Below are 15602 nucleotides of genomic sequence, written 5' to 3' on the forward strand. Positions count from 1 at the left end.
TCGATCTTAGCCGGTCGAAAGGCATTTATGGACGCACAAGCGCCCTCGTATCATGATGTCGGCGCTTTTTGCTGCTTGGCATTTTGTGCAATGGCGGCTGTGCGCGGGACATCTTCGGATGTGCCGGGTTTTCCAAGAATGCCCCGGTCGGCTAACCCGCGTACAGCCGCCACCCTAGTGTTTAGCCGCAGTAGTCGGTGGTAGCTCCTTTGCATTCTTGGGAGAAACACCATGAGTAATTTTCGTCCGCTACAAAGCAACCTCACCGAAGTCCCCGTTCTCTACCTCAATCTCGATGCCCCGGTGCGTGACCTGTATGAGTGTGCCATCCAGCGCATCAAGGCCGCCCGCGACCTGAGCCACAGCCTGACTTGCATGAGCATCGGCAACACCTGCGACCGTGATCTTCAGCACTTCGCCAGTGCCTCTTACCTGCTGTTGCAGGATGGCTGCGACGCGCTGGACGCGATGCAGGGCCGCTTCACCGACCGAGCCCGCAGCGCCCCGGTTTCCTGACTAAACATCACTCGTGTGGGAGCCGGCTTGCTGGCGATGACGTCCGCAAGGGCAGTGCAAGGCTCAAGGGCCTCTTCGCGGGCAAGCTCCGCTCCCACAGGTTTTGTGTCGTACACAATATCCGGGGTCGACTCAAATACTGTGGGAGCGGAGCTTGCCCGCGAAGGCGTCAGTTCTGGCGATGCAAATCTTGAGAGTCTTATCACCAATAAAGCCGGCTCCGACACGAGCCGACGTTGGCCTGAAAGGTTGTGTGAGTTAAACGTCCAGCCCGCGCTCACGTTCCAAATCAATCAATCGGGTGGTTGGGCCATCGGGGCGCAGGCGCTCCAATACTATTTCTGGCCAGTGATTAGAGCTGCGACGCTTGGCTATTTTGTATATTCGATCCTCTATGAGGCTTGCCGGGTGGAGAAAGAAAAAACCTGCAAGAAGAATGATGTTTGTAGAGTTTGGGTAAGGTTTACCATTGGCTGCTTCTTTCTCTTCAGCTACCGTTTTCAGTTGATGCCCCAAAAAGGTTGAAGGGCGTGCATCAAAAGCCAGTTGCTCTTTGATGTATTCGTCTGACTCGCTATGGTTTCCATGTTCATTAAACCAGGGGCCATTATTCATATAAGATCGCAAGTACTCCCAAAGGCTTTTTTGCATGGTCAAATTTTTTCCCATTGGCAGTCCTAAGCTGAGCATTAGCGCATTTTCTGGTTCACCCAGTCTGCGAATGAGTATTTCCAGAGCGGCGCTTTGCAGGCTACCAGTATGGGGGGAGAAAATTTTGAACTCATAGGCGATGGCCTGAATGTCATCCCAAGGGGTATGAAATAACTCTCCTCTGTGATTGAAATAAACTTCCCTCGTGCGCCTGTTGAATAGAATGGGCGGTGGAAGGTGTTTGCGAGATTCCCATAAAAAGAAATCGGAAATACCGTGACGGCAACTGCAAAAGGTAAAAGTGCGTCCTCCCAATCCCCGCTCAGAAGAAAGAGCAGGGCCATGATCAGAAATGGAGGGGTGAAAATTAAAAAAACGATACCCGTTATTTTTCCCAGAAATGACTCTTCTCCTGTTTTGAACGAGAGGTAATGGGTTGTGTGGTCGTCAATAATGAATAGCTCCATCGGTGTTTCGCCTGTCGGCTCATCGGCTTTAAGTATCGTGGGCGTTGTTTCGGTGCACAAGCGTTTGGCCCGTTCGATGAATATTTTTAAATTCATGCAAGCTCCTCGATATCAATCGGAAGAAAGATCGGGATTTCCAACGGTCACAAGTTCAGTGCGTTGATCAACGGGTCTTGATACGATTCATCAATTTCTATACCCGCGGCTCGGGCTTTGGTTTCCTGCTCTTTGCGTTGTTTTTTAGCGGTCGCTAGCACATCTGGTAGTAACTCTTTCCAACGAAGCTTGTCTTCGCCTTGGAAGGGAGTTCGCCAAAATTCTACCTCTGTCGAGAACTCCAGGCTTATTAGATAGGTTCCTCTTTCATTAGGGTGTTTTTTTGAAAGTCGACGCCACGCTCTAAGGTGCAGATATGAGCCGTTGTTGTAAAAAACCAATTATAAAATGAACCTACTTTAAGCCAGCGATCTATGTCGACTCTATAGTTTGGGTCTAGCCAAGGATGGCTGGATGTGAATTTTCCAAGGACTTCCCGCGGCGTGTCGATTTTGTCCATCTCTTTGCCCGAAACTCTAGGGTCGCTCCTACGGTAGTAGTGAGTCCAACCAGCACGTTGGATACCGTCGATTAGGTGGTATATGGCATTTTGATGGTCCGTGTGTAGGCTGTTGTCGGGAAGGCCTCTCAAAACGATTTCTATGTTTTCGATTTGGCTGCCGAATCTGTCAAAGATGGCAGTGCTTATTCTTGAAACATTCTTTAATAGTAGTGTGTGAGCCCCCGTCTTTATACTGGCGATAGGGAGCTCTTTGCTATTGGGTGAACGAGATATTTCATGCCAGCATACACCCGCTGCCGCTAAGCAGTCAGATTTGAATGGTATTGGGCTGCGCGCTATGACATCATTTATATCTTCGTGAAGGTTGATTTTGATGATAGGGGGGCTGTCTTTCATTTTTTGCTTCTCTGGATTACTCGAGGTGTCGCAAGCAGTGAGTCCAAGTATTAGTGTTGCCACCAAGATTTTTTTCATGCGGCATTAGACCAGTTGGATATAGAGGTAATGCACTCCTCCATGTATTCGGTATTGTATTGCATTAGTAAATGATATGTGTTTGCAATTTTTGTAATGAAATTCATTCTGTGCGTTTCGTTGTACAGATCCCCTTCCGTCATTTGCTCTCGAAGCTTTTCTTCTTCTACATCACATGTCGTACTGAAAGCTGCAACCCTTAAGGGGAAGCCGGGAAACCCTTCTGTCAATGCTTGGAGGTCCAAAACTTTTTGGAAAATTTGATTCTCGTAGATAAGTGGCTGCAGGATTTCTAGCTGTTCATGGTTGGCTATGGCTAAAAGGGAGTCGAACTGCAGGTCTGGCTTGTTTTCCGTGGTGGCTTGCTCGCACTTCTTGATGATTTCAAAAGCTTCAAGAATATAAGAATTTACTTTGAAGTTATTCAAAGTTGCCAACGCCTCCTCCGCCCACGGCAAGATTTTTAGTCCCGCCAGTGCCAACTCAGGGCAGTTCAGCGCATTACGCTCCAACGCACATTCTTCGAATTGTTCGGGAAATTGGCTGTAAAACCAGTGCCAGACAAAAATGTCTTGGAACAACCAAAAGTTACCCTTACCCAGCCCGTCCTTGCCGATGGCCATTGGATTGGGCAGATAATCCCCTACTGAGACAGCCAGAGCGTCCGGTATGAAGTCCAACCCGCACTTGACTTGTTTACTGGCAAAGGCCGCCAGACCCATCCAGTAGAAACGTCCCTTCAGTTCGGGCTTTCCACCGTCTTCCAACTCCAGATAGAACCGCGCATAGGTCGCCGCGATACGCGCGGCACGGGCACTGAAACTGGCGACCAATTCGCTGCGTACGTGTTGCGAATAGGGATCGCGCCTCTCTACTGTCAGCCGACGTATCGCTTCCTGCTGACCCCAGGCCCAGAGTATTGCGCAGTCAAAAGTCTGCTGAGAGACCGAGCCGGGTCGGGTATTGGTGGTGCATGTGAGGATCGGATCTGCGCTCATTGCTTGCGACTCCTTTCGTAACTGTCAGCGCCTTCCGGGACATGGAATTTGTCCCAGCTCAGAAACGCCTTTAGGTCCTGGGCGGTTTGGGTCTTGATGCGAGGGAGAAGCCCGTCGGCATCGCTGGTGACAACCTGAGGGGCAGTTTCTCCAGGCACTGCAACGGTGACCTTGATCCCTTTCAGCGGCGTACCGGAGCGGCTGAGCAGTTGCATCTGCTCGTCGTGGGCTTCTTGGGACGAGCTGCCGGGTATGTGATGTGTAGTTCCGGCCTGTCCCTCGGCTGCGGGTTTGAGGGCTGTCAACACGGCAGCTCTCGCTGCCGTACCAGCGATCCCAGCGGCGTCGGGGCCTACACGACTGATGCCGTTGCCATCGAGTTTGATGAAGTGACCGCCTACCTTGATCGTCAATTCGGCACCGGCCTCGATAATGATTTTTTTGCCTGCATAGAAATGGATCTCCTGACCAGCCTCAACGAGGTAACCCAACCCCGCCTTCACCTGCTGGCTTCGACCCACCGTCAGATGATCATCACCCTTCACCTCGCAACGTCGATCCTGGTGAACCGTATGATGTTCTTCGGCCTTGAACTCGACGTAGCTGTTGGCACCGACGCTTTCATGCCGCTCATGACCGATCTGTACATGCTGGTCATGTTCGATGTGCTGCTCGAAATCCCGTTGGGCATGCACATAGATCTGTTCCTGGCCCTTGAGGTCTTCGATGCGGATCTCATTACTGCCGCCACCCCCGGGGCTGCTCTGGCTTTTGAACACACTGCGGGTCTTGTGCGCAGGCAGAGGGTAGGGCGCTTGCTGCAGCGCGTTGTTCAGGCAACCGACGATCAGTGGCTGATCGGGGTCGCCTTCGAGAAAGGTCACCAGCACCTCCATGCCGACACGGGGCAGGGTGACGGCGCCATGACTCGGCCCGGCCCAGCCGGACGCCACCCGCAACCAGCAACTGCTGTGGGCGCCGGTTTCGTCGGAACGATCCCAGTGAAACTTCACCTTCACCCGGCCATATTCGTCGCAGTGGATTTCTTCGCCGGGCGGGCCGGTGACGATAGCGGTCTGGGCATTCAGGCGACGGGATTCGCGCACCTGTAGCGGCGGCCGAAAGAACACATCCCACGGCGTGGCGAGAAAGCTGTTGCGGTAGCCCTGGCGGAAATCGCTGTCGGCAACGCTCGGGATCGGTGCCGACTCCTCCAGGACCTGCGGCTGTTTGCCTTCATGGGTCAGGTGGGTCAGCAGCCAGAGATCATTCCAGTCCGGCTGTGGATGGTCGCTCAGGGTCAGGAGATGACCGCTGGCCAGTTGTGGCGCATTGCTCTTGCCCGAAGCCTGTCGATAGTCGGCGCGATGGCGCTCCAACTGACGGCGATTGAGTCGTTTACCAGCGTCGTCATGCTTGAAGCGGCCAGGATAGCGATAGTCCTCCAACACGGGTTTCGGTAGTGAATCCGAGCAGTGGGTCGTCCGCTCCAGCAAGGTATGCGGCTTCTCGAAGTCGTAATCACGCAAGGCCGCATGACTGCTGCGGGTCTCCAGGCGCAGGTCAAAGGACTTGATGCTCGCGGTCGTAGCCACGGTGCCGCTGTCCGGCACATAGGGCACGGCATTGGACAGCCGGCGAAAGAAGGTCTGGTCATCGCCGAAGGCCAGGTGATGGTCGGCCGGGCTGTGCTGGAAGTGGTAGTGCAGGCCGTCTTCCTCACACAGCCGCTGGATGAAATCCAGATCGGATTCGTTGTACTGCACGCAGTACTCGCGGGCGGGCAGGGGTGTGGCGAGATTGAAGCTGAAGGCGTTGCCGAGGATGCCGTGGTCCTTGAGCACCCGGGCGATGATCTGCGGTACGGTCTGGTTCTGGAAGATGCGCTGGTTGAAGCGATGACCCAAGTAGGTCAGTTGCGGCACGAGGGTGAGGTGATAGTGGGTCCAGCGCTGACCGGTATCACCCTGGCCGATGCTGTAGACCTGGCCGTGAATACCCGCGCCGCTATCGTTGAAGGCGAGAAAGCCCTGCTGGTGCAACAGCTCGTCGAGGTTCAGGTCCGGGCGGCGGCTGACCAGTTCCAGCTCGAAACGATAGGGCTGGCTGATGGCTTCACTGCCTTTGAAGGCCAGTACCTGGAGTTCAGGGGCAAGGCCCGGGAGGGTCAGGGTAAAGCGGTTTAACGGCGCTGAAATGAACATTCGTAGTCCCTTACTCAAGCGGTAAGGGGGGAGTCTGCTTGTCCTCGGCGGCGCGTTGAATAGGTCTGTGAAAAAACAGAAATGCCTTACATTTCAAGGTTAAAAAGACTGACGCGGTAGCGGAATTTTTTGCCAGAAGAAGTGAAAGTGCTACTGCTGGGGGGCTTAAGCAGGTGGAGGGTTGCTGAAATATCACGATACGGTGTGATGCTGTACAATAATTGCACACCAAAATACTTTTGAGCAGACCGCTCCTTGAACGGGTATTTCAACATGAAGCCTGAATCACCACCCAGCATCCCCACCGCATCGCTGCTATTGGCTGCGCTCGCGTTGATCGGTGGGTATGGTGCTGCGGTATCGGTTCAGGCTGCTGCGGACCACGATAGCGGCTTCAGAAATGAGGCCAGCCAGAAGTCCAGTCAGCTCGCTATCGAGATTCACGGGCTGATAAAAAAGGCGAAGCAGGTAGAAAACGGGTTCGCAAGCATCATCAAAGACATGCTTGCCAGAGATCCGGCCCGTACTCCTGAAGGACTGGATGCTCAAGCAAAACTTGAAGATCTGGGGCGGAATCTGGACAGCTTTCGCGGCATGGAACTGACGCTACGCAGTGCGATTGTCCCGGAGGGGTTGGCCGAGGTCCATATGGATCTTCGTCGGTCCATGGCTCGTGCAAGGGAGAAAATGGCGATTACCCACAGCCTGCTCTCTCAAATGCTGACAGTGCCGGAATCCTTTGAAAGTACTGCTGATGGAGAAGGGCTGCGCGCATTGGCCGAGCATTCCACCCAGAGGCTGATTGAGTTGGCTAACGCCTGATGTCCAGGGCGTCAGCCATCTTTCATCCGGAGTCCTACCGCGAGCTTTTTCTGGATGTTCTAAAGGATTATCCAGGACTGGACACCGCTCTACTGAATGATTTCGTTACCTATAAGCAGACAGGCATTCCTTCAGATCGATTTGGGCGCGACGCTCCCTACGTCTGGCCGGCAGCTGCGTTTAATGCAAACCTCATGCATATCCACTTGAAGCTTCCGCCGGAAAAGTTTCCCAAGAACCTTCCTCAGATCGATCGAGTCTGTCGTAGAAGCGCTCCGGAAAAGGACGCCGCTCTTGTTTATGTGCGCGGAGAGCTGGAAGAACATCGTTACTGTCTTCTTGCGGTCCTGTATCCCGATGGGCATGCCAGGGCGCGGGAAGAGAAGCTGATGCGATACCTGGCCAGATTGGCGCAGAAGTTTCGCGGCGAAAACTGAAATCACCCCGCCAAGCGGGCTGCCGGGACGCGTGCAACTCGGTTATACTCGTCGGCTTTCAAAAGTTCACCGACGAGTGCTGCCCGCCATGGAAATCAACCCGATCCTTAACAGTATCAAGGACCTGTCCGAGCGCTCCGAAACCATTCGGGGGTATCTTTGACTACGATCAAAAGCATGAGCGCCTGACCGAGGTCAATCGCGAGCTTGAAGATCCGGCTGTCTGGAACAACCCCGAATACGCCCAGAACCTTGGCCGCGAGCGTTCCGCGCTGGCGCTGATCGTCGAGACCCTGGACGACATGTCCAGCGGCCTGAGCGATGCCCGCGACCTGCTGGAAATGGCCGCCGCCGAAGAAGACCAGGGTGCCGTCGACGACGTCGCCGCTGAAGTCGAACGCCTGCGCGCCGCCCTCGAGAAACTCGAATTCCGCCGGATGTTCAGCGGCGAAATGGACCCGAACAACGCCTACCTGGATATCCAGGCCGGTTCCGGCGGCACCGAAGCCCAGGACTGGGCCAATATCCTGCTGCGCATGTACCTGCGCTGGGCCGACAAACGCGGTTTCGACGCCACCATCATGGAACTGTCCGCCGGCGAAGTCGCCGGGATCAAGGGCGCCACCGTGCATATCAAGGGCGAGTACGCCTTCGGTTGGCTGCGCACCGAGATCGGCGTGCACCGTCTGGTGCGCAAGAGCCCGTTCGACTCCGGCAACCGTCGTCACACCTCGTTCTCGGCGGTGTTCGTCTCCCCGGAAATCGACGACAACATCGAAATCGAGATCAACCCGGCAGACCTGCGGATCGATACCTATCGTTCTTCCGGTGCCGGTGGTCAGCACGTCAACACCACCGACTCGGCCGTACGGATCACTCACGTACCGTCCAACACCGTGGTCAGCTGCCAGAACGAACGTTCCCAGCACGCGAACAAAGACACCGCGATGAAAATGTTGCGGGCGCGCTTGTACGAACAGGAAGTGCAGAAGCGCAATGCCGCTTCCCAGGCCCTGGAAGACACCAAGTCGGATATCGGCTGGGGTCACCAGATCCGCTCCTACGTACTCGACGCCTCGCGGATCAAGGATCTGCGCACCAACATCGAACGCAGCGACTGCGACAAGGTGCTGGACGGCGATATCGACGAATACCTGGAAGCCAGCCTCAAGCAAGGGCTTTAAGGCACTGCGGCGACGGCGCGCACCAAGGCGCGCCGCCTGCCGTGAACCCCTGCCGAAGGCCGGGGGCAACGAACCTGTGATGGAAAATCTAAAGACATGAGCGACCTACAACTCGACCCGCAAGCCCTGCAACAGGAAGAAAACACCCTGATCGCCCTGCGCAAGGAAAAGCTGGCTGCCGAGCGCGCCAAGGGTCAGGCCTTCCCCAACGACTTCCGTCGCGACGCCTACTGCGAAGACTTGCAGAAACAGTACGCCGACAAGACCAAGGAAGAGCTGGCTGAGGCGGCGATCCCGGTCAAGGTTGCCGGTCGCATCATGCTCAACCGTGGCTCGTTCATGGTGATCCAGGACATGTCCGGGCGCATCCAGGTCTACGTCAACCGCAAGACCCTGTCGGAAGAGACCCTGGCCGCGGTGAAAACCTGGGACCTGGGCGACATCATTGCCGCCGTTGGTACCCTGGCCCGCTCCGGCAAGGGCGACCTGTACGTTGAAATGACCGACGTGCGCCTGCTGACCAAGTCGCTGCGCCCGCTGCCGGACAAGCACCACGGCCTGACCGATACCGAAACCCGCTATCGCCAGCGCTACGTCGACCTGATCGTCAACGAAGAAGTGCGCCAGACCTTCCGCGTGCGTTCTCAGGTCATCGCCCATATCCGCAACTTCATGATGCAGCGCGATTTCATGGAAGTGGAAACGCCGATGCTGCAGACCATCCCCGGTGGTGCCGCGGCCAAGCCGTTCGAAACCCACCACAACGCGCTGGACATGGGCATGTACCTGCGCATCGCGCCGGAGCTGTACCTCAAGCGCCTGGTGGTCGGTGGCTTCGAGCGGGTGTTCGAGATCAACCGCAACTTCCGTAACGAAGGCGTGTCGACCCGGCACAACCCTGAGTTCACCATGTTGGAGTTCTACCAGGCGTACGCCGACTACGAAGACAACATGGACCTGACCGAAGAGCTGTTCCGTGAACTGGCCCAGGCCGTTCTGGGCAGCACCGACGTGCCGTACGGCGACAAGGTCTTCCACTTCGGCGAACCGTTCGTGCGCCTGTCGGTGTTCGACTCGATCCTCAAGTACAACCCTGAGCTGACCGCCGCCGACCTGCAGGACGTCGACAAGGCCCGCGCGATCGCCAAGAAGGCCGGTGCCAAGGTGCTCGGCTTTGAAGGCCTGGGCAAGCTGCAGGTGATGATTTTCGAAGAGCTGGTCGAGCACAAGCTGGAACAGCCGCACTTCATTACCGAGTACCCGTTCGAAGTCTCGCCGCTGGCCCGTCGCAATGACGAGAACCCGAACGTCACCGACCGTTTCGAGCTGTTTATCGGCGGTCGTGAAATCGCCAACGCCTATTCCGAGTTGAACGACGCGGAAGACCAGGCCGAGCGCTTCCAGGCCCAGGTGGCCGAGAAGGACGCCGGCGACGACGAAGCCATGCACTACGACGCCGACTTCGTACGGGCGCTGGAGTACGGCATGCCGCCGACGGCGGGCGAGGGCATCGGTATCGACCGCCTGGTGATGTTGCTCACCAACGCACCGTCGATTCGCGATGTGATCCTGTTCCCGCACATGCGGCCGCAAGCATAAAATTGCTGTTGAAAAAGCCGCCCTCACAAGGCGGCTTTTTTATTGTCTATTGGTACTGATGTTTCAGATTATTACAAGAGAGGAAGACCGGTAGTGGAGCGTGCAATGGCGCAAAAGGGAGCAGCTGGCGTCGCTACGGCGGTGGCTGAGAGCGTTCAGTATCAAGGGCGCAAGGCCAGTCGACAGGGAAGCGAGCAACGACGACAGGCGATTCTTGACGCCGCCATGCGCATTGTCGTGCGCGACGGTGTGCGTGGGGTGCGGCACCGCGCGGTGGCCGCCGAGGCCGATGTGCCGCTGTCGGCCACTACCTATTACTTCAAGGATATCGATGACCTGCTCACCGATACCTTCGCCCAGTATGTCGAGCGCAGTGCGGCCTTCATGGCCAAGCTGTGGGGAAACACCGAAGGCATATTGCGGGAAATGGTCGCCTACGGTGACGGCAGTGCGGCCTCGCGGGCGCAAGTGGCCGACGACATCGCCCATATGATTGTCGACTACATCCAGCGGCAACTGCACAACCGTCGCGAGCACCTGATGGCTGAGCAGGCGTTTCGTCAGGAAGCGCTGCTCAATCCACGCCTGGCGGTGTTGGTGCGTTCGCACCAACAGATTCTCCTGCAGGGCGCCTACCAGTTTGTCCAGGTACTGGGTACCAAAGAGCCTCAGCAGGATGCCAAAGTGTTGACGGCGATTATCGGACGGATGGAATATCAGGGCCTGCTCAACGACGCCGAGGTCCAGTCCGAACAGGACATGCTGGGGATCCTCTCGCGCTACATGCACTTGGTGCTGGCCTCGGTCTAGGCTCTGTGCATGGCTATTCACCGGTATCACCTTCAGGAGTCACCCTTGGACGATTACCAGCAGACGATACGCAGCCTCTCTGATCGCATTGTGCTGGCACAGACGCCGATTCGCGTGCTCGACGCGGTGAAGTGGGACGAGAACATCCGCAAGGCGTTTCTCAAGGGCAAGGGCAAGGAAATGCCGGCGGTGGATCGCGACTATTATGCCTCGCGGCCGCTGTCGTTCGATTCCAGCGCGGTGAAACTGGAGTTCCAGAATATCGAGCGCGATATCACCCGGCGGCTCGGCCAGTTCAACCCGGTCGGGCAGATCATGCGCCGCATGTGCCGCGAGTACCGGCAGGTGGTGCGGATGCTCGAAGCCCGTGGCACCGCGGATTTCGGCCTGATCTCCCAGGAGTTGTACGGCGCTGCTTCGGATGCGTTCCACGCCGGTGATCCGACCCTGGCCGACCTCGGCTTGATGCTCTCCGATTACCTGAACAATATCGACGGCCGGGGTGATCTCAAGGACGAGCCCAAGACCCTGACCGCCAAGGAGGCGGTCGATATGCTGCAAAGTCGCCTGAACAAGGTGTTCGGCGAGGCCGAGGAAACCATCCGGGTGTTCGAGTCCGACGGCATTGTCGCCGACGCGGCGGCGGGCGCCGACTACATCAAGATCCGCGCCGATGCGATGTTCAATTCGCGGGATGTGCGGGCGCTGGAGGTGCATGAAGGCCTGGTGCATGTCGGCACCACCCTGAACGGCTTGAACCAGCCGATCTGCACCTTCCTGTCCAAGGGCCCACCGTCGTCGACAGTGACCCAGGAAGGCCTGGCGATTCTGATGGAGGTGATTGCCTTCGCCTCCTATCCGACCCGCCTGCGCAAGCTGACCAACCGTACCCGGGCCATCGACATGGTGGAGCAGGGCGCGGATTTCCTCCAGGTGTTCGAGTTCTTCCGCGAGCAGGGTTTCGAAATGGCGGAAAGCTATGGCAATGCCAGTCGGATCTTCCGTGGCTCGACACCGACGGGGCTGCCATTTACCAAAGACTTGTCCTACCTCAAAGGCTTTATCATGGTTTACAACTATATTCAGTTGGCCGTGCGTAAGGGCAAGCTCGAGCAGGTGCCGCTGCTGTTTTGCGGCAAGACCACGTTGGAGGATATGCGCACGTTGCGCCAACTGGTGGATGAGGGGTTGGTGGTGCCGCCCAAGTACCTGCCGGAACAGTTCCGCGACATGAATGCGCTGTCGGCCTGGATGTGTTTCAGCAACTTCCTGAACCACTTGAGCCTGGATCGGATCGAGGCGGATTACTCTAATATCCTCTGACCGCCGACCCTGTAGGAGCGAGCTTGCTCGCGATGGTCGTCAACGATAACGCGGGGCATCTGGTGCCCCGAGGTGCCTGTGCCTCCATCGCGAGCAAGCTCGCTCCTACAGGTGAGGGTTGGCGACATTTCTCCTTATCTAGCGAGGCTTCAAACGGATGAGAATCCTCGGCATGCTCTGCCTGCTGCTGACCCTGGGCGGTTGTAGCTCCCTGCTGTTCTACCCCGATCGCGGCCTGCCGTTCACTCCCGCTAAAGCGCACCTCGAATACCGCGATGTCACCCTGACCACCGCCGACGGCGTGCGCTTGCGCGCCTGGTGGCTGCCGGTCAAGGCCGGCGTGGCGGTCAAGGGCACGGTGCTGCATTTGCATGGCAACGGCGGCAATCTGTCCGGGCATCTGGGCGGCAGCTGGTGGTTGCCGGAGCAGGGTTACCAGGTATTGATGCTCGATTATCGCGGTTATGGCGTGTCCGAAGGCGAACCGAGCCTGCCGGCGGTCTACCAGGATATCGATGCGGCGTTCGACTGGCTGCAAAAGGCCCCGCAAGTCCAGGGCAAACCCCTGGTGGTCCTGGGGCAGAGCCTGGGCGGGTCGCTGGTGGTGCATTACCTGGTGGAGCGCCATCCCGAATACCAGTCGCGGCTCAAGGCCCTGGTACTTGATGGCGCGCCGGCCAGCTACCGTTCGGTGGGGCGTGATGCCCTTGCGTCGTCCTGGCTGACCTGGCCCCTGCAAATCCCCTTGTCCTGGCTGGTGCCCGATGGCGACAGCGCGATCAAGGCCATGCCGCGCCTGACCGGGGTGCCGAAACTGATTTTCCACAGCCTCGACGACCCGGTCGTGCCGCTGGTCAATGGCATCCAGCTGTATCAGGCAGCACCACCGCCGCGGGTACTGCAATTGACCCGTGGCGGCCATGTGCAGACCTTCGGCGACCCGACCTGGCGCCTGGTGATGCTGCGTTACCTCGACGACCCGCAGCACTTCAACGGCCTGCGCCGCCTGGGCGAGATCCCGAATTATCCGCCTGTCCCGAATTCGAATGTTGAACCAGAGAGTCCGCAATGACTGAAGAACGTAACGCCATTCCCCTGATCCTCACCGGTATCTGCAGCATCATCGGTACGGTCGCGTGCCTGTGGTACTACGGTTACCTGCATTTCGCCAAACCGGAGGATGCGCTGCTGCTGAACGAGTTCACCATGCTCAAGACGGTGCCCGGGGAGGATTACAAGATCTCGCTGGAACCGGCGGCGCAAACCGCGCAGTGCATTGACGGGGTGCTGGTGCTGTTCGACACCGAACAGAAGGGCTTGACCGGCGTACTGGTGAACAGCCAGAAGCAGGCGGTGCGCTGCATGGGGCAGGAAACGCCGACGTTGGTGCAGTAGGTTTTTCCAGAGGCCGGACGTGAAAAAACCGCCTGATTGAATCAGGCGGTTTTTTTAACCTGTCAGTTGGCGCTGCTGATGGACGAGCGCGGGGCCACGGGTTGGTTGTCGTTGGAAATGGTCACTTCCACGCGACGGTTCATGGCGCGGCCGGAAACGCTGCCGTTATCCGCTACCGGGTATTCCTGGCCATAACCCTGGGTCACGATACGCGACGGGTCGACGCCCATCTTGATCAGTGCCACTTGCACCGAGGTGGCGCGGCGCTCGGACAGGCTCTGGTTGTAACCCGAACCGCCGGTGCTGTCGGTGTAACCCTCGATGATCACCTTGCGATCAGGGTTTTCCTGGAGGAACTGCGCCAGTTTGTTGATGTTGACCAGGCCGGAGGATTTCAGGTCGGCCTTGTTGGTGGCGAACAGCACGTCACCGAAGGTCACCAGGGTGCCCCGCTCGGTCTGCTTGGCGTTGAGGCTTTCCTGCAGCTGTTTGATCTGCTGGTCACGGGCGTCCAGGCGGGCCTGGGCCCGCTGGGCGGCCGCGTTTTTCAGGTTGGCTTCGGCGGTGCGCAGGGCGATGGTCTGCTTCGCCACTTCAACCCGCTGGTTGGTCAGGTAAGCCAGCTGGTCGACGGTTTCGACCTTTTCATGGTCCTGGTAGGCCTTGTTGGTCTTGTCCAGGTAGTCGCTGGCGTCCTTGGTTTCCAGGGCGGCGACCTTGCTTGCTTGCGGGTTTGCTTGCAGGCCGGAGAAGTTGGTACGGGCCTGCTCCAGGTTGGCATTGGGCTGCGACGAGCAGGCGGCCAGGCCGACACTGAGGGCCAGGAGGGCGGGGATCATCAATTGTTTACGCATAATGGTTCATCCTTTTTAGGGTTCAAGCTTCAGGGAAAGCAGGCGTCAAGCGGGGCCGATGCTTACTGCACCGGTTGCACGGAGCGCTGGCTTTCCTGGCGCAGTTCCTGAACACCTTTCTGTGAGTCCTTCACGGCCAGCTCGGCCTTGGCGGCCTGGGCCTTGCGTTCGGCGACGCGGGCATCCCATTCAGCCTGTTCGGACAGGCGACGGGCTTCGTCATACTTTTTATCGTGCATGGCCATTTCAGCTTGTTTGAGCTTGTCCTGGGCCGACTTCATTTCCACCGCTGCGTATTCGGTGCCGCCGGCACTGACGGCGCTATTGACCGCCGATTGGGTCACGGCGTACTGCTCGGTCGGCGGGTTACCGGCGCAACCGGCCAGAAGCAGGCTGCTGCCGAGTACCAGCGCGGCCAGTTTCAGTCCGCGCAGGGGGGTAAACGACGATTGGACAGTGTGGGTCTTCATGATCTTCAACTCCATTGGATAGCTCCTGAATGACGTCATCGTCCATCACGGTTCCGGGAGCTTGTCGCGCCGTGTCCGGTAGGGGTTCCGGGAGCGTTTTAACTGCAACTGCTCCGGTGATGGCTACTGGGTGTGACCCAAGGCTTTTTTGAATAGTTCAGGAAAAGATGGCCCATTGCTCGAAAAAAATCTGACCGAGTAGTCAGTACGAAAAGTCTGAACTTTCGCGGTGTTTGGGGGTATCGGATGGAGGGAGTGGAGGAGGGAGAACGGTTTTTTGAATACACCGCTGAACCTGTAGGAGCAGGGCTTGCCCGCGAAGCTTTTAGCGGCCTCAAGGGCCTCTTCGCGGGCAAGCCCTGCTCCTACAGGTCCGTGTTGGCCCCTCAAGGAACAGGGTGCTATCCGCAAGGGGAATCGCGTCAGGCTTTAATGTTTCGGTTTGTCCTGGGACGCCAGGTCATGCAGATGTCGTCGCGACAGCGAGAGAAAACGCGGTGTCGGCCCGACGTCCTCATAAAGGGGGTCGCCTTCTTCGTCAGTGGCCACCACCTGTGAGCCCTGGATGTAGGGGAAACTGGCTTCCAGTTCCTCCAGCGCCGCACCGACCAACTCGCCGAGCAGTTCTTCCGGGCGCCGTTTGGGGTACATGTCGATCACCGCCGCCAGTCGCGCCGCAGCTTCCACATCCAGATGAATGACATAGCCGGTGTCGGTCAACCGACCCTTGGCGTTTTCTTCCCAGTGCTGGGCAAGCTCGCGGATTTTCATATCGACCTCAATTCGCACCCGTTGATAGCGGGTATTGATGAGTGACCGGCCTGTACCGGCGATAAAGC

Annotated in this window: 17 protein-coding genes and 1 pseudogene; 10 read left to right on the forward strand and 8 right to left on the reverse strand. The window is 57.6% G+C overall.

Annotated features, from left to right (window positions below):
* The first annotated feature begins 231 nt into the window (after nucleotides 1–231).
* A complete protein-coding gene (locus tag M5C71_RS23935; protein ID WP_103495189.1) occupies nucleotides 232–516 on the forward strand; it encodes a hypothetical protein in 285 nt (94 codons plus the stop codon).
* 258 nt (nucleotides 517–774) lie between these two features.
* On the opposite strand, the gene M5C71_RS23940 is transcribed toward M5C71_RS23935, so the two are convergent.
* From M5C71_RS23940 to M5C71_RS23960, 5 genes are all read right to left on the reverse strand, one after another.
* Entirely contained in the window at nucleotides 775–1185 is a 411-nt protein-coding gene (locus M5C71_RS23940) for a hypothetical protein (RefSeq protein WP_248768879.1), read from the reverse strand.
* 20 nt (nucleotides 1186–1205) lie between these two features.
* Nucleotides 1206–1730 (reverse strand): hypothetical protein, encoded by a 525-nt coding sequence (locus M5C71_RS23945; RefSeq protein ID WP_248768880.1) that lies wholly within the window; start codon nucleotides 1728–1730, stop codon nucleotides 1206–1208.
* 250 nt (nucleotides 1731–1980) lie between these two features.
* The gene (locus M5C71_RS23950; RefSeq protein ID WP_248768881.1) at nucleotides 1981–2667 is read right to left on the reverse strand and encodes a hypothetical protein; all 687 of its coding nucleotides are present in this window, start codon (nucleotides 2665–2667) and stop codon (nucleotides 1981–1983) included.
* A complete protein-coding gene (locus M5C71_RS23955; RefSeq protein ID WP_248768882.1) occupies nucleotides 2664–3665 on the reverse strand; it encodes a hypothetical protein in 1002 nt (333 codons plus the stop codon). The genes M5C71_RS23950 and M5C71_RS23955 overlap by 4 nt, the downstream gene beginning before the upstream one ends.
* Nucleotides 3662–5869 carry a type VI secretion system tip protein VgrG gene (locus M5C71_RS23960; protein WP_247263341.1) on the reverse strand — a complete coding sequence of 736 codons (2208 nt, stop codon included), beginning with the start codon at nucleotides 5867–5869 and terminating at the stop codon, nucleotides 3662–3664. The genes M5C71_RS23955 and M5C71_RS23960 overlap by 4 nt, the downstream gene beginning before the upstream one ends.
* Before the next feature lie 273 nt (nucleotides 5870–6142).
* Between M5C71_RS23960 and M5C71_RS23965 the strand changes: the two genes are divergently transcribed.
* From M5C71_RS23965 to M5C71_RS24000, 9 genes and pseudogenes are all read left to right on the forward strand, one after another.
* Nucleotides 6143–6691: a hypothetical protein gene (locus M5C71_RS23965; protein WP_103498380.1), complete on the forward strand. Its 549-nt coding sequence runs from the start codon at nucleotides 6143–6145 to the stop codon at nucleotides 6689–6691.
* Nucleotides 6691–7128: a type II toxin-antitoxin system YafO family toxin gene (locus M5C71_RS23970; protein WP_248768883.1), complete on the forward strand. Its 438-nt coding sequence runs from the start codon at nucleotides 6691–6693 to the stop codon at nucleotides 7126–7128. Before M5C71_RS23965 ends, M5C71_RS23970 begins: the two co-directional genes overlap by 1 nt.
* Nucleotides 7129–7216: 88 nt before the next feature.
* A protein-coding gene (prfB, locus tag M5C71_RS23975) for a peptide chain release factor 2 (RefSeq protein ID WP_103498378.1) occupies nucleotides 7217–8312 on the forward strand; the annotation gives its coding sequence in 2 pieces (ribosomal slippage) (nucleotides 7217–7288 and nucleotides 7290–8312; 1095 coding nt in all).
* A 96-nt stretch (nucleotides 8313–8408) separates the two neighbouring features.
* Nucleotides 8409–9911 (forward strand): lysine--tRNA ligase, encoded by a 1503-nt coding sequence (gene lysS / locus M5C71_RS23980; RefSeq protein WP_103498377.1) that lies wholly within the window; start codon nucleotides 8409–8411, stop codon nucleotides 9909–9911.
* 105 nt (nucleotides 9912–10016) lie between these two features.
* Nucleotides 10017–10721, forward strand: a complete 705-nt coding sequence (locus tag M5C71_RS23985) for a TetR family transcriptional regulator (RefSeq protein WP_103498376.1) — start codon at nucleotides 10017–10019, stop codon at nucleotides 10719–10721.
* Nucleotides 10722–10730: 9 nt separating this feature from the next.
* Nucleotides 10731–12044, forward strand: coding sequence for a flavohemoglobin expression-modulating QEGLA motif protein (locus M5C71_RS23990; RefSeq protein WP_247263340.1), 1314 nt, complete (start codon nucleotides 10731–10733; stop codon nucleotides 12042–12044).
* A gap of 32 nt (nucleotides 12045–12076) precedes the next feature.
* Nucleotides 12077–12154, forward strand: a pseudogene (locus tag M5C71_RS33765) (outer membrane lipoprotein carrier protein LolA); the annotation flags it as partial.
* Nucleotides 12155–12201: 47 nt separating this feature from the next.
* Entirely contained in the window at nucleotides 12202–13116 is a 915-nt protein-coding gene (locus M5C71_RS23995; protein ID WP_103497419.1) for an alpha/beta hydrolase, read from the forward strand.
* The gene (locus M5C71_RS24000; RefSeq protein WP_103497418.1) at nucleotides 13113–13439 is read left to right on the forward strand and encodes a hypothetical protein; all 327 of its coding nucleotides are present in this window, start codon (nucleotides 13113–13115) and stop codon (nucleotides 13437–13439) included. Before M5C71_RS23995 ends, M5C71_RS24000 begins: the two co-directional genes overlap by 4 nt.
* A 62-nt stretch (nucleotides 13440–13501) precedes the next feature.
* On the opposite strand, the gene M5C71_RS24005 is transcribed toward M5C71_RS24000, so the two are convergent.
* From M5C71_RS24005 to M5C71_RS24015, 3 genes are all read right to left on the reverse strand, one after another.
* Nucleotides 13502–14293: an OmpA family protein gene (locus M5C71_RS24005; protein WP_103497417.1), complete on the reverse strand. Its 792-nt coding sequence runs from the start codon at nucleotides 14291–14293 to the stop codon at nucleotides 13502–13504.
* Nucleotides 14294–14355: 62 nt separating this feature from the next.
* Nucleotides 14356–14778, reverse strand: coding sequence for a DUF4398 domain-containing protein (locus M5C71_RS24010; RefSeq protein WP_103497416.1), 423 nt, complete (start codon nucleotides 14776–14778; stop codon nucleotides 14356–14358).
* Nucleotides 14779–15192: 414 nt separating this feature from the next.
* Nucleotides 15193–15534 carry a pilin assembly protein gene (locus tag M5C71_RS24015; protein WP_100942392.1) on the reverse strand — a complete coding sequence of 114 codons (342 nt, stop codon included), beginning with the start codon at nucleotides 15532–15534 and terminating at the stop codon, nucleotides 15193–15195.
* Between the last annotated feature and the right edge of the window lie 68 nt (nucleotides 15535–15602).

Source organism: Pseudomonas sp. MWU12-2345 (genome assembly GCF_023242385.1).
Taxonomy (GTDB): Bacteria; Pseudomonadota; Gammaproteobacteria; order Pseudomonadales; family Pseudomonadaceae; genus Aquipseudomonas; species Aquipseudomonas gingeri_D.